The organism is Marinobacter sp. UBA3607 (assembly GCF_002375525.1).
Classification (GTDB): domain Bacteria; phylum Pseudomonadota; class Gammaproteobacteria; order Pseudomonadales; family Oleiphilaceae; genus Marinobacter; species Marinobacter vinifirmus.
Genome location: NZ_DFLY01000025.1, coordinates 22,224 through 42,632 on the forward strand (window position 1 = coordinate 22,224; position 20,409 = coordinate 42,632).

Annotated in this window: 16 protein-coding genes; 2 read left to right on the plus strand and 14 right to left on the minus strand. The window is 58.7% G+C overall.

Translation table 11 applies throughout. From position 1 onward, the window contains the following. Window positions 1–18: 18 nt before the first annotated feature. The 9 genes from B2589_RS09425 to pqqA all read right to left on the minus strand — a co-directional run bounded on the left by B2589_RS09425 (window position 19) and on the right by pqqA (window position 9,380). The gene (locus tag B2589_RS09425; RefSeq protein ID WP_286816393.1) at window positions 19–1,395 is read right to left on the minus strand and encodes a class II fumarate hydratase; all 1,377 of its coding nucleotides are present in this window, start codon (window positions 1,393–1,395) and stop codon (window positions 19–21) included. 60 nt (window positions 1,396–1,455) lie between these two features. Next, window positions 1,456–3,126, minus strand: coding sequence for a hybrid sensor histidine kinase/response regulator (locus tag B2589_RS09430; RefSeq protein ID WP_286816394.1), 1,671 nt, complete (start codon window positions 3,124–3,126; stop codon window positions 1,456–1,458). Beyond that, on the minus strand, window positions 3,110–4,273 hold the full coding sequence (gene ercA / locus B2589_RS09435; RefSeq protein WP_058341831.1) for an alcohol dehydrogenase-like regulatory protein ErcA: 1,164 nt from the start codon (window positions 4,271–4,273) through the stop codon (window positions 3,110–3,112). The genes B2589_RS09430 and ercA overlap by 17 nt, the downstream gene beginning before the upstream one ends. Before the next feature lie 69 nt (window positions 4,274–4,342). Then, a complete protein-coding gene (locus B2589_RS09440) occupies window positions 4,343–6,106 on the minus strand; it encodes a S9 family peptidase (RefSeq protein ID WP_286816396.1) in 1,764 nt (587 codons plus the stop codon). Between the two features lie 55 nt (window positions 6,107–6,161). Then, window positions 6,162–7,301, minus strand: a complete 1,140-nt coding sequence (gene pqqE / locus B2589_RS09445; protein WP_094625456.1) for a pyrroloquinoline quinone biosynthesis protein PqqE — start codon at window positions 7,299–7,301, stop codon at window positions 6,162–6,164. Beyond that, window positions 7,298–7,561, minus strand: a complete 264-nt coding sequence (gene pqqD, locus B2589_RS09450) for a pyrroloquinoline quinone biosynthesis peptide chaperone PqqD (RefSeq protein ID WP_058341833.1) — start codon at window positions 7,559–7,561, stop codon at window positions 7,298–7,300. Before pqqD ends, pqqE begins: the two co-directional genes overlap by 4 nt. A 10-nt stretch (window positions 7,562–7,571) precedes the next feature. Beyond that, window positions 7,572–8,327, minus strand: a complete 756-nt coding sequence (gene pqqC, locus B2589_RS09455; RefSeq protein WP_094625479.1) for a pyrroloquinoline-quinone synthase PqqC — start codon at window positions 8,325–8,327, stop codon at window positions 7,572–7,574. A 7-nt stretch (window positions 8,328–8,334) separates the two neighbouring features. Further along, window positions 8,335–9,252: a pyrroloquinoline quinone biosynthesis protein PqqB gene (gene pqqB, locus B2589_RS09460; RefSeq protein WP_058341834.1), complete on the minus strand. Its 918-nt coding sequence runs from the start codon at window positions 9,250–9,252 to the stop codon at window positions 8,335–8,337. 56 nt (window positions 9,253–9,308) lie between these two features. Next, the gene (gene pqqA / locus B2589_RS09465) at window positions 9,309–9,380 is read right to left on the minus strand and encodes a pyrroloquinoline quinone precursor peptide PqqA (protein WP_007153157.1); all 72 of its coding nucleotides are present in this window, start codon (window positions 9,378–9,380) and stop codon (window positions 9,309–9,311) included. A gap of 228 nt (window positions 9,381–9,608) precedes the next feature. Between pqqA and B2589_RS09470 the strand changes: the two genes are divergently transcribed. Next, window positions 9,609–11,717 carry a NosR/NirI family protein gene (locus B2589_RS09470; protein WP_286816398.1) on the plus strand — a complete coding sequence of 703 codons (2,109 nt, stop codon included), beginning with the start codon at window positions 9,609–9,611 and terminating at the stop codon, window positions 11,715–11,717. A 1-nt stretch (window position 11,718) separates the two neighbouring features. On the opposite strand, the gene B2589_RS09475 is transcribed toward B2589_RS09470, so the two are convergent. From B2589_RS09475 to pedF, 5 genes are all read right to left on the minus strand, one after another. Continuing rightward, window positions 11,719–12,702: an MDR family oxidoreductase gene (locus B2589_RS09475; RefSeq protein ID WP_094625453.1), complete on the minus strand. Its 984-nt coding sequence runs from the start codon at window positions 12,700–12,702 to the stop codon at window positions 11,719–11,721. Window positions 12,703–12,976: 274 nt separating this feature from the next. Continuing rightward, window positions 12,977–14,497 (minus strand): aldehyde dehydrogenase family protein, encoded by a 1,521-nt coding sequence (locus B2589_RS09480; RefSeq protein ID WP_286816400.1) that lies wholly within the window; start codon window positions 14,495–14,497, stop codon window positions 12,977–12,979. 204 nt (window positions 14,498–14,701) lie between these two features. Then, window positions 14,702–16,477 carry a PQQ-dependent methanol/ethanol family dehydrogenase gene (locus B2589_RS09485; protein ID WP_286816401.1) on the minus strand — a complete coding sequence of 592 codons (1,776 nt, stop codon included), beginning with the start codon at window positions 16,475–16,477 and terminating at the stop codon, window positions 14,702–14,704. 179 nt (window positions 16,478–16,656) lie between these two features. Continuing rightward, window positions 16,657–17,613 (minus strand): substrate-binding periplasmic protein, encoded by a 957-nt coding sequence (locus B2589_RS09490; RefSeq protein WP_286816402.1) that lies wholly within the window; start codon window positions 17,611–17,613, stop codon window positions 16,657–16,659. 89 nt (window positions 17,614–17,702) lie between these two features. After that, window positions 17,703–18,131, minus strand: coding sequence for a cytochrome c-550 PedF (pedF, locus tag B2589_RS09495; protein WP_064229926.1), 429 nt, complete (start codon window positions 18,129–18,131; stop codon window positions 17,703–17,705). A 366-nt stretch (window positions 18,132–18,497) separates the two neighbouring features. Here pedF and B2589_RS09500 point away from each other — a divergent pair, with 366 nt between their 5' ends. Then, window positions 18,498–20,351, plus strand: a complete 1,854-nt coding sequence (locus B2589_RS09500) for a methanol/ethanol family PQQ-dependent dehydrogenase (protein ID WP_286816404.1) — start codon at window positions 18,498–18,500, stop codon at window positions 20,349–20,351. Window positions 20,352–20,409: the final 58 nt, after the last annotated feature.

The window sequence follows — 20,409 nt, forward strand, 5'->3', positions numbered from 1 at the left end:
ACCTCCGGCGGGACTGGCTCAGGCGAGCCCTCCACGGGTCAGCTTGAGCGGATCCATCAGCTCTTCCAAACGCTGACGGCTCAAGCCACTGCGTTCTTCCGCCACATCAATCACCGGCCGGCCTGTGCGGTAGGCTTCCTTGGCAATGTCCGCCGCCAGGGCATAGCCGATCTCCGGGTTCAGGGCCGTCACCAGCACCGGGTTGCGCCCCACACCGGCATTCAGGTTATCGGCATTGACCGCAAAGCCCTGAATGGCCTTGTCGGCCAGCATGGTTGTGGCATTGGCCAGCAAGCCGACCATATCCAGCAGGTTGGCGCCCACCAGCGGCAGCATCACGTTCAGCTGGAAATTGCCGGACTGGCCCGCCATGGCCACGGCGTTATCCAGCCCCATTACCTGGGCTCCAACCATGGCCACCGACTCCGGAATAACCGGGTTCACCTTGCCGGGCATGATGCTGCTGCCCGGCTGCAGCGCCGGCAAGCTGATCTCTGATAGGCCATGTATGGGGCCGCTGTTCATCCAGCGCAGATCGTTGGCGATCTTGGTCAGCACCACCGCAAGCCCTCTGAGCTGGGCCGACAGCGCCACCGGCGCATCCACCGCACTCTGGGCTACGAACTTGTGGTTGAGGGATCGAAAACTGTAGCCACTGTTTATCTTGAGGAACTTGATGAACTGCCCGGCAAACTCGGAAGCGGCATTCACCCCGGTGCCGACCGCCGTGCCCCCCTGGGGCAGGTCTGCCAGCTCGTCCATCGCCGCTTCAAGCCGCTTTTCAACTGCTGCCAGCTGTTCCCGCCAGGTTTTCAGTTCCTGGCCGAGGGTAACGGGCATGGCATCCATCAGGTGGGTTCTGCCGGTTTTCACCTGCCCTGCCAGCTCACCCTCGCGCTGGTAAATCACCCCGCGAAGGTGCGAGATGGCTGGCAACAACTTGTTCTTTACCGCCAGCACCGAGCTGATGTGAATGGCCGTGGGGATCACATCGTTCGAGCTCTGGCTCATGTTCACGTGATCATTGGGATGCACATCCACGCCCTGCTGGCGGGCGATGGCGGCTACCACTTCGTTCACGTTCATATTGGTACTGGTGCCGGACCCGGTCTGGTAGCGGTCAACCGGAAACTGGTCAGCAAACTCGCCCATGCTCAGCCGACCGCAGGCCTGCACAATGGCATCCCGACAGGGCGCATCCAGCAAGCCCAGGGAAGCATTAGCCTGGGCGGCAGACCACTTCACCAGTACCACCGCCTTGATGAAATCGGCCGGCATGGGCTGGCCGCTGACCGGAAAGTTGTCGATGGCCCTTTGGGTCTGGGCGCCCCAGAGGGCCTCTGCGGGTACTGCCACTTCGCCCAGACTGTCCTGTTCGGTTCTGTAGTCGGTCACCGGTTTCTCCTGTAGGTATTCCGTTTGCTCCTGCAACGGTAACTCAAATATTGTCGCCTGTCAGACAGTACCCGTTGCGAGAAGGCTGGTTAGCAGAGCCCGTAACCGGTTGGGTTTGACAGGTTTATTCAGTGCGGGAAGATACTGGGCCCTAAGCAACGAGCGGGCTTCGTCACTCCGGTCTGCAGTTATCACTGCGGCAGGGATATCGGCTTTCAGATACTTGCGAACCCCGTAAATTGCATCGAATCCGGTCAAATCATGATCAAGGTGGTAATCGACCAGAAGTGCGTCAGGGCGACCACCATCCTGTGCAAGCCGTTCCAACGCCTGAACCCGGCTGGTGGCCGTCATTACCCTGCATCCCCAGCGTTCCAGCAGCGCCTGCATGCTCTCGAGGACCGCAGGCTCATTGTCTATAACAAGCACAGACACTCCGTCAAAACCATTACCGGGAGGCTCCGGTATGACCGGCCGAAACCAGGCCTGCAGGCTAGGAGCTGAAGCGAGGGGAAGTGTCAGGGTGAAGCGCGAACCGGTATCTGGCCTCGATGCCACATCAATGCGGTAGTCCAGGACCCTTACCATACGTTCCACAATGGCAAGCCCAAGCCCTACACCCTGCCGGCCACCGGAACCGTGAGGAACGATCTGGTGAAACTCTCTGAAAACATCCCGCAGCTTGGCCGGTTCTATTCCGACGCCGGTATCCCATACCTCTACCTTCAGGGTATCTGCACGGCGGCGCAGGGCCAACAGCACGCCGCCCGTCCGGGTGTATCGGAACGCATTGCTGAGAAGATTCCGGATGATTCGGGTCAACATACGCTGGTCAGTCTGTACCATGGCAGGTAATGAACGCACCCGAAAATCCAGTCCGGCGTTCTCGGCAACGGCTTCAAACTCGGCCCCGAGCCCTCTCACCAGCGCATCCATATCGGTATACACCAAGTCCGGCTTCATGGCTTGCTGGTCAAGCTTTGAAATGTCCAGCAGATCTGCCAGCAGATCCTCCGCCCCTTCCAGCGCACGGTGAACCTGTTCCACCATCCGCCCTTCTTTATCAGGCAAATGGCTGTCCTGCAGGGCCGAAATCATCAGCCGAGCTGCATTCAGCGGCTGTAACAGGTCATGGCTGGCTGCGGCAAGATACTTGTCTTTGCTGCGATTGGCGTTCTGAAGCTCTTCGGTGCGCTCTTCAACCCTGCGCTCAAGTTCCGCATTCAACTGTTCAAGCTTCTGCCGAGCCTGCACGCGGTCGGTAATGTCGGCAACAAAGGCTTCAACTACCTCCGGCCCCAGATCCGGCCGGCGCAGCAAGGTAACCGCCACATGCACGGGAGTCTGGTCTGAGCGCTGGAACCGGGTTTCACGGGCATTCAAACTTCCTTCATCGAGCAAGGCCTGGCGAATTGCATCAAACTCTGAGGAGCTGCAAAACAGCTGTTCCCGAAGCCGGATTACCCGGGCCCTGAGCTGCTCTGGGCTGTCATAGCCGCAGATACGAGCCATGGCCGGGTTGCACGCCACAAAACCACCTCTGAGGTCGGCCTGGAAAATCCCATGCAGCGCGTTTTCAAACAGCCACTTGTAACGGTTACGCTCCTGTTCCAGCTCTTCTATCCGATCCTGCAGCGCCGGGTAATAGTTCTTACGTACAGACTGACTACCCAGCCCAAGCAGGTCGCCAATACCATACCCGTTTTCGCCGGGGTCAGAGGGCTTCTTCATAAACCACCTGAACGTCCCGCAGAGAAGATTTTCGGGGGTTGGTCAGAATGCACGGGTCCTTCAGGGCATAACCAGACAGGTAGGGGATGTCTGAGCTGGTTACGCCCAATTCCTTTAGCCTGGCCTCCAGTCCCACTTTCCGCTTGAGTAGGACAATCCTCTCCATCAAGCGTTTTTTCACGTGGGCATTACTCATTCCACGGGTATCAATATCCATAGCCTCTGCAACACGGCGGAAACGATCCTCAGTCGACGGGAAGTTGTAGGCCACCACATGCTCCAGCAACAAGGCATTGCAAAGGCCATGGGGCAAATCCAGGAAGCCGCCCAGGCTGTGGGACATGGCATGCACAGCCCCGAGAATGGCGTTCGAGAAAGCCAGCCCGGCCTGCATCGAAGCCAGCATAATCTGTTCCCGCAACACCGGGTCTGCCGGATTGGCCACCAAAGGCTCCAGGTTACGGTTAATCAGCCGGATGGCCTCCAGGGCGTGGGTATCGGTGAGCGGCCCGCTGCCGGTGGATACAAAGGCCTCGATAGCGTGCACCAGGGCATCGACACCGGTGCAGGCGGTAAGATAGGCCCCCATGGTTTCAGTGACTTCCGGGTCAATCAACGAAACATCAGGTACCACCGCCTTGCTGATAATAGAAAATTTGAAGCGCCGGCCAGGGTCAGAAATGATCGCAAACTGTGAAACGTCTGCCGATGTGCCCGCAGTGGTGGGAATCAGAATCATCGGTGGAGGGGGATTGGTAATGGTGTCCACCCCTTCAAATTCCAGAATATGCCGGCCGTGAGTGGCCACAATGCCGATGCCCTTGGCACAGTCCATCGGACTGCCGCCACCAATAGCCACAATGACATCGCACTCGCTGGACCGGTACAGCTCGGCGCCGGCCATAACTTCGTCAACCTTGGGGTTAGGAGAAATATCCGTGAAGGTGGTGCAGCGCAGGCCTGCATCCAGCAGCAGTGTTTCAATCTCTCCTACCCAGCCAGCTTCCGACACACCGGGGTCCGACACAAGAAAGACATGGCGGGCACCGAAGTTACTGGCGAAGTTAGCCACAGAACGACGGGAACCGGCGCCGAAAACAATTTCCGGCGAGACAAACTTACGCAGTGCAGATATGTCGTAGCTCATAAGGCGTCTGATGCAACCAGCTTGTTGTTATAGGAATTGCTGACATACTAACTCATGTTTCGAAGTGCTTCATTGAGCATTTGGTTTAGAGTAGAAACACCAAAGCCGGTCAAGCATCTGCGCCTGGTTACCTGAACACCGGAAGCCATGGGCTTCATGCTCAAACCATACCAGCTGCGCCGGCTTCCCGACCTTTCGCATGGCGTTTACCATGCTCCGGGTTTGTTCCGGCACCACAACAGGATCCTGCCCGCCCTGAAAGAAGATGGCCGGGCATGAAATGCGCTCAGCCATCCGCTGGGGCGTTTTCTGCCGCCAATACACGCCACCCTCTCCCGCCGGCCCCAGCAGCCAGTCCAGATAGCCGGATTCAAACCGGTGGGTAGATTCCCGCAACCGCAACGGATCGGTTACCCCGTAAAGGCTGGCCAGGCCGCTGAGCCTGCTCCCGGGCGCCATGGCAGCCATCAACGCAGTATAACCACCGGAGCTGCGCCCCTGAATAAACAAGCGCTGCGGATCTGCCCGCCCCCGGTCAACCAGGTAATCCGCCATCCGGAACATGTCCGCCACGTCTGCCAGGCCCCACTGGCCAGCAAGGGCCTGGCGAAAAGCCCGGCCAAATCCGGTGCTGCCGGTGTAGTTCACTTCGGCTACCGCAAAGCCTCGCTGGCACCAGTACTGAATCTGTGGATTGAAAATGGCATAGGCTGCAGAGGTGGGCCCACCATGGGCGATCAGGATCAAAGGTGGTTTGCCCCCGTTTCGGTTCAGGGACGCGCCGGAGGGTGGATAGAAAAAGCCCTGCAATGCATACCGGCTGTCCTGGCCAGCGGGCACCACGATGCTTTCCGGCGACACAGGGACTCTCTCTGTCCATGGCCGCTGGCCGCCAAACAAAACCTCGAAATGCCCGGTTGCCGGACAAATCCGCAGTATGCTGTCGGTACGGTCCGGACTGCGGGCAATGCACAGAAGGTCGTTTTCCAGCCTTGCCAATGAACGAAAATCACTGAACCTTTCGGCAACCCGTTGCTGGCCACCCTCACGCTCAAGCCAGAGCTCAGCAATTCCGTTCCGGTACCGAACCCTGGCCCAGCCTGACGGTAGCCGGCAGGCATGGCGCTCACCCAGCTGCCAGGGAGCATTGGCATGGTCTGCTTCCGCCGTACTACCAGGCTGCCACAAAAACTGCCCGTTTGCCTGCCCGATACAAAACGGCTGCCACCACCCCCGGTGATCAGAGATCACCCAAAGCTGATTACCCGCATACTGAGGTTGCTGGACAGACCCGCCACCGGGAGGTGCTGCGCTGACAACGCGGGGCAGGTCGCCATGGCCCCCAACAACGGCGGTGCACAGAAAGGACTGATCCCAGGGCATATCTGGCAGCATCCAGCTGACCCAGGCCAGCTCACGGCCATCGCAGGAAACCGTCGGCGCACCGTAGAAGTCAAAATGGTCATGCAGCACCGATAACCTTCCATCGGGATCGATCGCCACCAATGCCTGCCGGCCGTGGCACTCACGAACAGCGAGCCAGCGGTTGCGCAGTGAATCTGCCACCACTCCACCCCAGACAGCTCCTCGAGTGCCCACAAGCTTGCGTCTATGGCCGTTATCGAGATCCATAACCCAGAGATGCTGGTCCTCGGATATCCAGCATACGACGCCGTCCATCACCGCATAGGCGCCACCGCCATAGCTATTCAGGCGGCTGCGAACACTACCTCCGGTATCGAGCCTTCGGCTACCTTGCCGGCTATAACACCAGAGCGCCGTGCCACCGGCTTCAGGCTCGGAGGCCAGCCAGAACACAGAACCTCCAGACACCTGAAGTTCCGCGCACTGCTGAAGTGCCCGGCAGGCTTCCTGGGCGGACAACGGTTCAGCTTCGGCAGAACACACGGGAATTGCGGGCATTTCGGTAGGTGAGATCTTCCAGCCCTGCAGTGGCATGGTCGGCCGCGGTGCGGGCGGCCAGGATCCGGTCATGTTGAGGCGACTTGGCGCAAACCGGGTCAGCATTATCCGCGTTGCCGGTGAGCAGGTAAGCCTGGCAGCGGCAGCCACCAAAATCCTTGTCTTTCTCGTCACAGGAACGGCAGGGCTCGGGCATCCAGCCGTCACCACGGTAGTGGTTAAACCCCGGGCTTCGGTACCAGATATCTTCCAGCGAGGCCTGCGTTACATTCGGAAACTCAATGGGCAGCAAACGGGCGCTATGGCAGGGCAAGGCGGTACCGTCCGGAGCCACCGTGAGAAACAGGCTACCCCAGCCGTTCATGCAGGCTTTGGGGCGCTCCTCATAATAATCCGGCGTCACGAAGATCACTTTCATGGGGTGGTCCCGCTCGACCAACTCTGCCCGGTAACGGTTTACCCGGGTTTCTGCTTCCGCCAGCTGAGCCCGGGATGGCATCAACCCCTCCCGGTTAGCAAAAGCCCAGCCGTAATACTGGCAAGTGGCAAGTTCTACATAGTCTGCCCCGAGGTTCTCGCACAGGGCCAGAATATCCGTCATCTGGTGGATATTGTGCCGGTGGATCACAAAGTTCAGCACCATCGGATAACCGGCTTCCTTGACGGCACGGGCCATGGCCAGCTTCTGTTGGAAGGCTTTACGGGAACCTGCTACTGCGTTGTTCAGTTCCGGGTCGGAGGCCTGGAAGCTGACCTGGATATGATCCAGCCCGGCATCGGCGAACGCCTTCACCTTGGTTTCGGTCAATCCGAGGCCAGAAGTGATCAGGTTAGTGTAGTAACCAAGCTCCCGGGCGCCGCCAATAAGCTCCGGCAAATCCTGGCGAACCAGCGGCTCACCGCCGGAAAAACCGAGCTGGGCCGCCCCCAGGGCACGCCCTTGCTGCAAGACATCCAGCCACTGCTGGGTGGAGAGTTCCTGCTCCTGACTGGCATAATCCAGTGGGTTTGAGCAATAGGGACATTGCAGCGGGCAACGGTAGGTCAGTTCCGCCAGCAGCCACAGGGGCGGGCCGATCTTATGGTCAGTATGGGAAGTTGTCATAGCCACTCGATCCAGTGTTGGCGGCTCGCCTCATCCAGGAAGGCGAAGACGTCGTCCGACAAAGCCCCCGCATCGGGGAACCGTGCTTCCAGCGCAGCCACAATATCGGCCCGGGATTTCACACCATCCACCTCGGCCAGAATCGCACCGGCACTGTCATTGAGCTTGACCATGCCTTCCGGATACAACAACACATGGCTCTGCTGGGCAGGCTCCCACTGGAACCGGAAGCCACGGCGCAATCTTGGAATGGTTTCCATGGCACTCTCCTTACAAGCCCCGGTGCCAGACCTGCTCACCGGTGACTGTGTGGTACGGGGGCGTATTGTGTACATAGGCCATCGACATGGCATCCAGCATGGTCCACAGAATATCCAGTTTGAATTGCAGGATTTCCAGGGCCCGGTGTTGCTGCGTCTCGGTAACAAAATGATCAAGGGTAATCGAGAGCCCGTGTTCCACGTCACGACGAGCTTCCGACAGGCGTTTGCGGAAGTAGCGATATCCATCCGCCTCAATCCACGGGTAGTGATCCGGCCAGCTGTCCAGCCGGGACTGGTGGATCTCCGGCGCAAACAGTTCGGTCAGTGACGAACACGCGGCCTCCTGCCAGCTGGCACGGCGGGCAAAGTTGAGATAGGCATCCACCGCAAACCGCACGCCCGGCAGCACATGGCGCTGGTCAACGACTTCCTCACGGCTGAGGCCTACGGCTTCCGCCAGCAACAACCAGGCCTCGATGCCGCCGGCGTCATCACTATGGCCATCATGGTCCAGAATCCGCTGCAACCACAGCCGGCGCACCGAGGCATCCGGGCAGTTCGCCATAATGGCGGCGTCTTTCTGGGGAATCTTAATCTGGTAGTAATAACGATTGGCGACCCAGCCACGGATTTGTTCTGGCGAGCAATCACCACCGTACATGGCCCGGTGAAAGGGATGATGGATGTGGTAGTAAGCCCCTTTTGCCCGCAACGCCTGCTCAAAGTCTGTGCGGTTTAGCGGAGTATTGGCTCTGGCGTTCATGGCAACCTCACAGATCAATGTGCATACCATCCCAGGACACTTCGATACCGTGGGCAGCCAGATAGGCACGCTCGGGTGAGTCTTCGTCCAGGATCGGATTGGTATTGTTGATGTGAATAAGTATCTTGCGGCTGGCTGGCAGACTGTCGAGCAGCTCGATCATACCGCCTTCGCCGGCCTGGGCCAGGTGTCCCATTTGCTGGCCGGTACGGGTTCCCACCTCCTGCCGGATCATTTCATCGTCGTGCCACACGGTGCCATCTACGAGCAAAACATCCGCCCGCTGCATCCAGGCCCGGATACGCTCATCCGGCTGGCCAAGGCCCGGAGCGTACAACAGGGACTGGTTGCGCACCCGGTCTCGGATGAACAGCCCGATGTTGTCCCCCGGATGCGGATTATCACGCCTTGGTGAGTAAGGCGGCGCATTGCTGAGCAGTGGAATGGCCGTCAGTTCGATCGACGGAGCACATGGAATACTGAACGGTTGCTGTTCGGACGGGTTAATTTCGCACCAGTTCAACCCACCATTCCAGTGCTGGAGCATCTTGAACAAGGGAAAACCGCTGCTCAGGTCATCGCGCACCTGGGCTGTGCACCAGATGTCCAGTGGCAGCCCCTCGCGGAGGGATAGCAGGCCGGTGGTGTGGTCCACCTGGCTATCCATCAGAACAATGGCAGAGATACCGGTGTCCCGGAGTGCCCGGGCCGGCTGCATGGCGGGAAAGTCTGCCAGCTGTGCACGGATGTCCGGCGATGCGTTGAACAGAATCCAGTACTCGCCGTCTTCACTGATGGCAATGGATGACTGGGTACGGGCGCGGGCCTTGAGAGTGCCGTTGCGGAAACCGGAACAATTCCGGCAATTACAGTTCCACTGGGGAAAACCGCCGCCCGCCCCGGAACCCAGAATTCGAATCTGCATGGGAGACCTCCTGGGCAGAAATCAGACAGCCAGCACGGAGCTGGCTGTCTGTGCTCTCAGCGGTTGGCAAAGTACATGGTTACTTCGAAACCGATGCGAAGGTCTTCATAAGCTGGCTTGGTCCACATGATGTTCACCTCTTGTCATGATTATTAGTGCGTTGCATGTATCGGCACCCGTGCAAAAGCCAAGGGTACGGTTTCATGCTAATGACAGAGGTCGGGCAACCATATGGTACTTTGGAACTGTTTTCGCCCGCCTTAAAGTAGCAGCGCTTTGGCCCGGAGGTTCTATTGAGGCTATCCGGCAGGCTCCTAACATGTGACAGATACAATAATAATGTCAGGAGAAGTCTCATGGTCGGGCGCGTGTTGCTTATGATCCTGCTGGTGTTGTCTTCCCACAGCCACGCCACAGAGCCGCCGGAAGAAACCCGAGCCGTCATCCAGGACCTGTTCCCCTCCGCCACGGTGATTGAGGACAAACTGCCCGATTTTCCGGTATACCCGGTGTATCAACTACAGGAACTTCTAGGCTACGCCTACGTTTCCACCGATTTCGTGAAACTTCAGGGCTTCGCCGGTAAACCCATCACCATGATGATCGGGCTGGACACCAAAGGCCGGTTCACCGGAGTAAAAGTACTCCACCATCACGAGCCGGTCTTCCTCCATGGCCTTGGGGAAGGGCCGCTAACCGAGTTTGTCGACCAGTACGAAGGACGCTCCCTGACCGAGCAGATCATTGTCCAGGCCTCAAGCCGCTCTGCCCGTAACAACAGTGGCAATCAGGTGTATTTCGACGGCGTCAGCAAAGCGACTGTCTCAGTACTGATCATCAACGACAGCGTTCTGTCATCTGCCCTACAGGTGGCACGCAACAAACTGGAAGGCTTTTCCCAGGCAGCACCAACCAGAGCCCGGCAGGACTTCTATGAGCCACTGACCTGGCAGCAGATGCTGGATCGCGGTTACATCCACCAAGCCACACTGTCTGCCGAGGCGGTGGAGGCCGAACTCGGGCGCCCTCTGTCGGACTACCCGGTGGATCTTGAACCTGCATCCGGAGAACCCTTTTCAGAGGTTTACTACGCATACATGAACTCGCCCATGGTGGGCCGGAACCTACTGGGAGACCAGGCCTATAACGCCTTCAGGGAACGACTGGCCGATCAGGGCAAGGTGATGCTGGTGATGTCCCGCGGGGTATACCCTCATATCAGCCCGGACTTTGTACCCGGCAGCACTCCCAGCCGGATTGGCCTGAACCAGGGCCAGTTAGCCATCGAGATGCGCGACCTGAACTGGCTGGAGCCAGGACAAGCCATCGCTGCGCAGGGGGCGCCAGCAATGGATGCCATGAACCTGTTCCGGGTAGGCGGCAATGCCGGGTTCAACCCGGGTGCTGAGGCGGGTTTTCACCTCGACGTGTCGCTGCCGCGCAACCACCTGGTATCCGACAACGCCCGCTTCACCATGCCCGTCACCTTTGCCGGCGAGCTGTTTGAAACCGTGGAGCTGGAACCCGACCCGCAACAAGGCCGGGAGCCGGTCTGGGTAGGGCTGTGGAAAGAGCGCTGGTGGCAAATCAGTCTGCTGGTAACAAGCCTGGCCTTATTAACCGTGTTCTTTGCCCGCCAGAAAACCCTGACCCGTTACCCGAAACTGGTACACCGGTTTCGGTGGGGCTTTTTGTTCTTCACCCTGTTCTTTATTGGCTTCTATGCCCAGGGCCAGCTTTCCGTGGTGAACATCTACACGCTGTTTCTGGCGCTTTGGGACGGTTTTTCCCTGAACGTGTTCCTGCTGGATCCGATTATCTTCATTCTCTGGACGTACACCTTCGTCACTCTCTTTATCTGGGGGCGGGGGCTGTTCTGCGGCTGGCTGTGTCCGTTCGGGGCGCTACAGGAAATGCTGTCCTGGCTGGGCCAGAAGCTCGGGTTGCGCCAGGTCAGAGTCCCGGAACAGTGGCACCGCCGGCTGATATTACTGAAATACCCGATTCTGCTGATTCTGGTTGGCACCGCTTTCCATTCGTTAACGCTAGCGGAGCAGTTAGCGGAGGTTGAGCCATTCAAAACCAGCATCACCCTGTACTTTGTGCGTTACTGGCCGTTCGTGGTCTATGCCCTGGCCCTGCTGGCCATCGGCATGTTCATCCACAAGTTCTACTGCCGCTACCTGTGCCCGCTGGGTGCAGGGCTGGCGGTGCTGGGGCGCTTCCGTCTGTTCAGCTGGCTGGAACGGGTCAAACGCTGCGGGCAGCCCTGCCAGCACTGCAAGAACGAGTGTGGCATTAACGCCATTCGCAAGGATGGTCGGGTGGACTATGACGAGTGCATCCAGTGCCTGGAATGTGTGGTGATATTGCGTGACCAGAACCAGTGCGTGGATGCCATTGTTCGCAACAAACAACGGCAAAAACAGGCACGGATCCTGGCCACGGATGCGGTCGGGGCCTGATTCAGCCCGCCACGGGGATTACGATACGACCACGAATCTTGCCATCCATCAGCCGGCCAGCGGCGTCGATGGCATCATCAAAGGCCACTTCGGTGATCATGCTGTCCAGCAGTTCCGGAGACAGATCCTCGGCCAGGCGCTTCCAGGCATACACCCGGTCCGCTTTCGGGGCCATCACACTGTCGATGCCACACAGGGTCACGCCACGCAGGATGAACGGAGCCACGGTTGCCGGAAGATCCATGCCGGCTGCCAGGCCACACGCGGCCACTACCCCGTGATACTTCATGCCCGCACAAACATTGGCCAGTACCTGGCCGCCGGCCACATCCACAGCACCTGCCCAGGTTTCCCGGGCCAGCGGTTTGCCCGGCTCACTCAATTCGGCCCGGTCCAGAATCTGTTTGGCGCCCAGGGATTTCAGGTAAGCTTCCTCTTCCGGCCTGCCCGTTACCGCAGTCACCGAGTAGCCCAGCTTGGCCAGAATGGCCACCGCCACGCTGCCAACACCACCTGTAGCACCGGTTACCAGGATGTCGCCGGATTCTGGCTTAACGCCGTGTTTCTCCAGAGCGATGACACACAGCATGGCGGTGTAACCCGCGGTGCCGATGGCCATGGCCTGGCGGGCCGTGAACGGCGCCTGCAGCGGGATCAGCCAGTCACCCGAAAGCCGGGCTTTCTGGGCCAGGCCGCCCCAGTGTTTCTCACCCACTCCCCAGCCATTGAGCACCACTTCGTCTCCGGCCTTGAAGTCGGGGTTGGACGATTCAGTCACCACACCAGCAAGGTCAATACCCGGAACCATCGGATAGGTCTTGGCGATGGGCGCACGGCCGGTAATAGCCAGACCGTCCTTGTAGTTCAGGGTGCTGTACGCAACATCCACTGTCACATCGCCTTCCGGCAACCGTGCTTCATCAATGGATTTGAGAGAAACCTGCTGATCGCCCCGACTTCCTTCAATCAGAATACCTTTGAACATCTGCCCTCCAGAGATCAGTTATCGAGGAACACGCCAGATTTACGATGGCGAACCCCAGACACAAACAGTTTGTGGATCCATTCTCACTGTAGCGTATACCGTTTTAACAACAGAGAACAAAAAAAAGGCCCTGGGAGGGGCCTGAAGAGGTTGGTAGATCTATCCCGTGCTCCGGAGAGCAGCCCGGCAGGTGCCGGGCCCAACAAATGCACAGTCCCTGTGCTTTCACACGAAACGGGGCCCAGGCGGGCGGGCCCCAACTGCCGCTTGCAGATCAGAAGAACCCGAGAGGGTTGGTGTCGTAGCTGGTCAACATACACTTGGTCTGCTGATAGTGTTCCAGCGCCATCTTGTGGGTCTCGCGGCCGACACCGGACTTCTTGTAACCACCGAAGGCCGCGTGCGCCGGGTATGCGTGATAGCAGTTCATCCAGACCCGACCAGCCTGGATATTGCGGCCCATGCGGTACGCCAGGTTGGTGTCGCGGGTCCATACGCCGGCACCCAGACCAAACTCGGTGTCGTTGGCGATGGCCAGGGCTTCTTCCTCGGTTTTGAAGGTGGTGACACCCACCACCGGGCCAAAGATTTCTTCCTGGAACACCCGCATCTTGTTGTCGCCCTTGAACAGGGTCGGCTGGATGTAGAAACCGTTGTTGAACTCGCCTTCCAGATGCTCGCGGTCACCGCCGGTCAGCACAACCGCGCCTTCCTGACGACCAATTTCCATGTACGACATGATCTTGTCGAACTGCTCCTTGGATGCCTGGGCACCCACCTGAACGTCGGTATCCAGCGGGTTGCCACGCTTGATGGCCTTGGTGCGCTCAACCACTTTCTGCATGAACTCTTCGAACATGTCTTCCTGAACCAGCGCCCGTGACGGGCAGGTGCAGACTTCGCCCTGGTTGAAGAACGCCAGCACCAGGCCTTCCACGCACTTGTCGACAAACTCCGGCTCAGCCTTCATCACGTCGGAGAAGTAGATGTTCGGGGACTTGCCACCCAGCTCAACCGTCGACGGAATAATGTTTTCGGCTGCACACTTGAGGATGTGCGAGCCAACCGGGGTGGAGCCAGTGAAGGCGATCTTGGCAATACGCTTGCTGGTGGCCAGGGCCTGGCCGGCTTCGATGCCGTAGCCGTTGACAATGTTGAGCACGCCCGGCGGCAGCAAGTCGCCAATGATTTCCATCAGCACCAGGATGCTGGCCGGGGTCTGCTCGGCGGGTTTCAGCACGGTGCAGTTACCGGCGGCCAGGCATGGGCCCAGCTTCCAGGCCGCCATCAGCAGCGGGAAGTTCCAGGGGATAATCTGACCAACCACGCCCAGCGGTTCATGGAAATGATAAGCTACGGTGTTGTGGTCGATCTCACCCATGTGACCTTCCTGGGCACGCAGGCAGCCTGCGAAGTAACGGAAGTGGTCGGCCGCCAGCGGGATGTCGGCATTCAGGGTTTCACGAACGGCCTTGCCGTTGTCCCAGGTCTCCGCCACCGCCAGCTTTTCGAGATTGGCCTCGATACGATCAGCAATTTTAAGCAGGATGTTGGAACGCTCTGTAGGAGATGTTTTGCCCCAGGCCGGTGCGGCCTTGTGGGCGGCGTCCAGCGCCAGCTCGATGTCTTCAGCGCTGGAACGCGGAATTTCACAGAAAACCTCGCCGGTGACCGGCGTGATATTTTCGAAATACTGGCCTTTTACCGGCGCTACCCATTCACCGCCAATGTAGTTCTCGTAGCGGGATTTGAATGAAACAACGGAGCCTTCTTTACCGGGTTGTGCGTAGATCATGACGTTGACCTCTTTGTTGTGTTTGTCGCTTGGCAACGCGGCCTTTCGCGTTTACGTATTCAATGTAGTCGCCACACGCTGATTCGTGAATGATTCGTTGGAGGGGAACCACTGGTACCTTGGTAGTAGATGCCGGGGTGCCAGCAATCGCAAAGATAAAAAAAGGGCCACCCGCAGGCAGCCCGAAGAGACACTCAACTCAGCTTATTTAGCGGCAACACGATCCTTCGGCAGCTTGAACGTCCAGACGGTACCACCCTGGTTGAAGTCCTTGACCACCTTGGCCACTTCACCACCCCAGAGCGGAACCGCGCCGCCCCAGCCGGTTGAAACCGAGACATACTGCTCGCCGTCCATGGTCCAGGTCACCGGCGTGCCGACAACGCCGGAACCGGTGTTGAAGCGGTAGAGCTCTTCCCCGGTCTTGGCGTCAAACGCCTTCAGGTAACCTTCCGGAGTACCGGTGAATACCAGGTTGCCTGCGGTGGTCATCACGCCACCCCAGAGCGGGGCCGGGTTCTCATAGCGCCAGACTTCTTCACCGGTTTTCGGATCCATGGCCCTCAGCACGCCAATATACTCGTCGTTGGCCGGTTTGATGGTGAAGCCTGCCCCCAGGAATGCCGCGCCTTTCTTATAGGAAACTGGCTCGTTCCAGATATCCATGGACCATTCGTTGGACGGCACATAGAACAGACCGGTGTCCTGGCTAAAGGCCATCGGCATCCAGTTCTTGCCACCCAGGAAGGCTGGCTGGGCCACGACCGTCTCGCCCTTGTTACCGTCGAGGTCCGCCGGGTTACCGGGACGACCGCCGTCGGCAAAGATCGGACGACCAGTCTCCGGATCCAGGCCTTCGGCCCAGGTGATCTTGTCCACGAACGGGAAGCCACGAATGAAGTCGCCATTCTCCCGGTTCAGAACGTAGAAGAAACCGTTACGGTCGGCAGTCGCCGCCGCTTTGACGGTTTTGCCGTTCTCTTCGTAATCGAAGGAGATCAGCTCGTTGACGCCGTCATAATCCCAGCCATCGTTCGGGGTGGTCTGGAAGTGCCACTTGATGCTGCCATCGTCCGGGTCGATCGCCAGACGGGATGACGAGAACAGGTTATCGCCGGGGCGCAGATGCGAGTTCCAGGGCGCCGGGTTACCGGTACCGAAGAACAGGGAATCGGTATCCGGATCATAGGTGCCACCCAGCCAGGTTGCTGCACCGCCGTTCTTCCACATTTCGCCGGGCCAGGTTACCCCTGCCTTGCCGCCGGAAATGCCGTTCTCGACCTTCTTGCCATCCTTGTAGACGTAACCCATGTGGCCTTCGACAGTCGGCCGGGTCCAGACCAGATCGCCGGTGTTGGCGTCGTAGGCTTCAACCTTGCCGACAATACCGAATTCACCGCCGGAAACACCGGTAATAACCTTGCCCTTCACGACAATCGGAGCCGCAGTGATCGCATAGCCGGCCTGGTAATCGGCCACTTTCTTGATCCACATCGGCTTGCCGGTGTCCTTGTTCAGGGCAACCAGCTTGGCATCGAGGGTTCCGAAAATCACCTTGTCACCGTAGATGGCAGCGCCCCGGTTAACCACGTCACAGCAAGGCATGATGCCGTCCGGCAGGCGGGCATCGTACTGCCAGATTTCCTCGCCGGTTCTGGCATCAATTGCGTAAATGCGCGAGTAGGAGGCGGTCACATACATGACGCCATCCTTGATCAGCGGCTGGGATTCCTGGCCCCGCTGCTTCTCGCCGCCGAAGGAGAATGCCCAGGCCGGCTGCAGATACTGAATGTTGCCGGTGTTCAGGTCTTCCAGAATGCTGTAGCGCTGGCCCTGGGTGCCCATGCCATAGCTGACTATGTCTTCCGGGGTCTTGTGATCGTTGAGGATGTCTTCGTCGGTTACCGCATGGGCTCCGCAGGAAACTGCCAGGGCCAGGGCACTGGCCGCAATGCGAATCCCGAACTTGTTGGTTCTCATGGTTGCGCTCTCCAAGTCTCTTGTTTTCGATTTCTCGGTGAACCGGGAACTTTTCCCGCCTCTGGTACGATTCTTCGCATTGGCGGCAAAACCGACAATTGCCCCCCGGAACAGGTTTCCTCATCACTTGGTAGTACTACTTCCCAGAGTTCACCGCCCGAGGGGGCCTCAATGGACGGTCAGCGATCCCCTTCCGCCCGGGCAATGGCCTTCTCATCCAGAAAGTCCCGGTAGTAACCGGGCACGCTGTAGCGAAGATTCTGGCTGGCCATGAGCTCATTCATCTCTCCGGTTTTCACCAGTCTGTCGACGATGGCCTCCAGGGCATAACCCAGCTGCCGATGGGTATGCTTGATCGCCATGCCTACATCCCAGACCTGCTTGCCGATGCCCGGGAAGCCATTGCCAGCAGCCTTGAAGTCGCCGTTTTGAGGCTTGGCAAGTTCGTGATCTATCTCCGACCGCATACCCATGACCGCGCTGACCTCACCGTTACGCATTGCCTCGAATGCCTCGGCCACCTTATGGAAGTGGCGCACCTGTTCGCGCATACGGCCGCCAAACGCTGAAGTCAGATAAAAGTCGGGAAGGGTATCGATCTCGACGCCGATCGGGTTGTACTGGAACACCGCCACGGTTTCGACACTGTCAAGCTTTTCCGGGTTGTAGGCTATCTGCCAGGTTTCCTGCTGGTAAGGGCCGAACAGCACAACCTGCTCGTTGATGTATTCGCCGGTGGAATCCTGCATATAGGCGTAGGTCTTGTCGTAGGGCACCCGCAGCATCACATCGGAAAGCCGCTGTTTGGCCAGGTAGTGGCCTTTCCAGACGTTGTTGCGCAAGTCGTCTCCCAGGTTTTCATCCGGGATAATCCAGTGCACCTTGAACTCAACACCCATTTCCTCGGCAATCCGGCGGCCGAGTTCGATATCGATGCCTCGGGGCTCACCATCAACCTGGTAGGAATAAGGTGGAAAATTCTCATAGACGCCCACTTTCAGATAGCCGGACTCCAGAATGATGTCGTAGGTGCGATCTGCAGGCCGGTTGAGGAGTTCGTTTCCGTCGTTTACCTCCTGGGCAAGGACAACCTGGGCAAACAGCAGCAGGGCAAGCATTCGAGACAGTATTTTCATTGTTTTCTCCCACCTTTTCTCTCAACGACGAAGGGCCGGCACAGGGCCGACCCGAATTCAGGCGTTCGTTTTGCTAGAAGCCGTGCTCATCACTCTGGCTTGGGCAGGGATTCCACATAGGTGCGGATCGCCCACATGGCGTTCTGGTCCATGCTCTTTTTCCAGGACGGCATGCCCCGGTCGGTACCATTCATTACCCGCCCGATGTAGTACTCGTCATCCCATTCGGTCAGCTCGCGAAGATCCGGTGTCAGGCCGCCGGACATCGCCCGGATACCGTGGCAGGCGGCACAGTTACCAGCGTAGGCACTCTCGCCGACCTTGACCGCCTGGGCGTTGAACTCGCCGAATTCATTGCCTTCACGGAACGGATTCTCAATGCGGACGTCATCGCCCAGCTCCGGCAGATTGCCCGTGTCCACTTCCTGTGGTGTGACATTGCCGTGCGCAATAGCGAAACCGGCCAGGCCAAGCATGGCCGCGGCCATGATGGTTTTGAGTGAAAAGGACATTGCCATTGGTCTTACCTCTGTTATTGGATTCCCCGTGGTTGGCTGTTGGATTTGTCAGTTGCCAACTTGCTGATCTCCAGTCTAGGAATCCCCTTGTCCAATCCGAATGCCACTTTGGGGTTTTTGGCTTAGTTCCTTGGTAGTAGACGCTCAGAGCGAAGGCCAAAGCACGATATGCCGGCCTGAAAACCTGAAAACCTCCATTTTTCATGAAGAAGGAGCCTTTTCGGGAAGTTTTCCCGGTTTTTGAGGCCAACTTCCCGATTCCGGGATGGACTTTTCCGTCGCCACAGCGAATCGCCTGCGCCGATACTCGAAGCGTCGATGCCATGAGCAAGACGATGGTTACAACAAAAACCAAGGGGAAAGACTATGAACATCAGAACACGCAAACACCCGCTGCTTCGCGGGATCGGACTGGCCCTGGCTCTTGGGTCAGCAGCAGGACTGGCCGCCCAGGCCAGTGCCAAAGACGTTACCTGGGAAGATATCGCCAACGATGCCCAAACAACCGAGAACGTGCTGGGCTACGGCATTGGCCCCAAGGCCCAGCGGTACAGCCCGATGACCACGATCAACCGGGACAACGTCGAGCGTCTGGTTCCTGCCTGGTCATTCTCGTTCGGCGATGAGAAGCAACGGGGCCAGGAATCCCAGGCGCTGGTCCACGACGGCGTCATCTACGTGACCGGCTCCTACTCACGGCTGTGGGCCCTGGATGCAAAAACCGGGGAACGACTCTGGGAATACAACCACCGCCTTCCAGAAGGCATCCGTCCCTGCTGTGACGTGGTCAACCGGGGCGCAGCCATTTTTGGCGACAAGGTTTTCTTTGGCACCCTCGACGCCGGCATCGTTGCACTCAACAAGGACACCGGCGACATCGTATGGCGTGAAAAATTCGCCGACCACGAAGCTGGCTACACCATGACCGGTGCTCCGACTCTGGTGAAAGATCAGGAGACCGGCAAAGTCCTGCTGATTCACGGATCGTCCGGGGATGAATTCGGCGTGGTCGGCAAGCTGTTTGCCCGGGATCCGGATACCGGCAAGGAAGTCTGGATGCGCCCCTTCGTTGAAGGCCACTATGGCCGTCTGAACGGCGAGAAAAGCACGCCCACCGGGGATCCTCGCGCGCCCAGTTGGCCGGATGATCCCAACACCGAAACGGGCAAGGTTGAAGCCTGGAGTCATGGCGGCGGCGCCCCCTGGCAAAGCGCCAGCTTCGACGCGGAAACCAATACCATCATCATTGGTGCCGGTAACCCCGCGCCCTGGAACACCTGGAAACGCACATCGCCCGGCGGTGACCCTGCCGACTACGACAACCTGTACACCTCCGGCCAGGTGGGTGTAGACCCCACTACTGGCGAAGTGAAGTGGTTCTACCAGCACACGCCGAACGATGCCTGGGATTTCTCCGGCAACAACGAGCTGGTGCTGTTTGAATACGACGAGAACGGCGAAACCGTCAAAGCGACCGCCCATGCTGACCGCAACGGTTTCTTTTATGTGGTCGACCGTGAAAACGGTGAGTTCAAGAAAGGCTTTCCGTTCGTGGACAACATTACCTGGGCCGAGCGCATTGGTGAGGATGGCCGCCCTGTGGAGAGAAAAGGTCAGCGCCCGCCACCTGTAGCAGAGGGTGAAACCCGTGGCGAGGCCATTGAAGTCTCTCCACCTTTCCTCGGCGGCAAGAACTGGAACCCCATGGCTTACAGCCAGGACACCGGCCTGTTCTACGTGCCTGCCAACCACTGGAAAGAGGATTACTGGACAGAAGAGGTGACCTACAAGAAAGGCGCCGCCTATCTGGGCCAGGGCTTCCGGATCAAGCGCATGTATGACGACCACGTGGGCATCCTTCGCGCCATGAATCCGCTCACCGGCGAGATCGAATGGGAGCACAAGGAACGGTTACCACTGTGGGCCGGGGTGCTGGCCACCAAGGGCGGACTGGTGTTCACCGGCACCGGCGACGGCTTCCTGAAAGCCTTCGATGCTGAAACCGGGGAGGAACTCTGGAAGTTCCAGACAGGCTCCGGAATCATCTCGTCTCCCATCACCTGGGAAATGGACGGCGAGCAGTACATCGGGGTTGCCTCCGGCTATGGCGGCGCGGTTCCTCTCTGGGGCGGCGACATGGCCGAGCTGACCAAGCCTGTCTCCCAGGGCGGGTCATTCTGGGTCTTCAAGATGCCTTCCTGGGCGCAGGCCTCCCGCTAACTGTCCTCCGGACTGGGTCTGGCAATTTGCCAGGCCCCCTTTTTTCCGGCCAAGATTC

What these genes read in the sequence shown, in the direction of transcription:
- B2589_RS09470 (WP_286816398.1), top strand. Translation starts at nt 9,609, where the DNA reads ATGGTCGGGCGCGTGTTGCTTATGATCCTGCTGGTGTTGTCTTCCCAC.
- pedF (WP_064229926.1), bottom strand. Translation starts at nt 18,131, where the DNA reads ATGGCAATGTCCTTTTCACTCAAAACCATCATGGCCGCGGCCATGCTT.
- pqqB (WP_058341834.1), bottom strand. Translation starts at nt 9,252, where the DNA reads ATGCAGATTCGAATTCTGGGTTCCGGGGCGGGCGGCGGTTTTCCCCAG.
- ercA (WP_058341831.1), bottom strand. Translation starts at nt 4,273, where the DNA reads ATGAGCTACGACATATCTGCACTGCGTAAGTTTGTCTCGCCGGAAATT.
- pqqE (WP_094625456.1), bottom strand. Translation starts at nt 7,301, where the DNA reads ATGACAACTTCCCATACTGACCATAAGATCGGCCCGCCCCTGTGGCTG.
- B2589_RS09500 (WP_286816404.1), top strand. Translation starts at nt 18,498, where the DNA reads ATGAACATCAGAACACGCAAACACCCGCTGCTTCGCGGGATCGGACTG.
- B2589_RS09475 (WP_094625453.1), bottom strand. Translation starts at nt 12,702, where the DNA reads ATGTTCAAAGGTATTCTGATTGAAGGAAGTCGGGGCGATCAGCAGGTT.
- pqqC (WP_094625479.1), bottom strand. Translation starts at nt 8,327, where the DNA reads ATGAACGCCAGAGCCAATACTCCGCTAAACCGCACAGACTTTGAGCAG.
- B2589_RS09485 (WP_286816401.1), bottom strand. Translation starts at nt 16,477, where the DNA reads ATGAGAACCAACAAGTTCGGGATTCGCATTGCGGCCAGTGCCCTGGCC.
- B2589_RS09480 (WP_286816400.1), bottom strand. Translation starts at nt 14,497, where the DNA reads ATGATCTACGCACAACCCGGTAAAGAAGGCTCCGTTGTTTCATTCAAA.
- B2589_RS09490 (WP_286816402.1), bottom strand. Translation starts at nt 17,613, where the DNA reads ATGAAAATACTGTCTCGAATGCTTGCCCTGCTGCTGTTTGCCCAGGTT.
- B2589_RS09430 (WP_286816394.1), bottom strand. Translation starts at nt 3,126, where the DNA reads ATGAAGAAGCCCTCTGACCCCGGCGAAAACGGGTATGGTATTGGCGAC.
- pqqD (WP_058341833.1), bottom strand. Translation starts at nt 7,561, where the DNA reads ATGGAAACCATTCCAAGATTGCGCCGTGGCTTCCGGTTCCAGTGGGAG.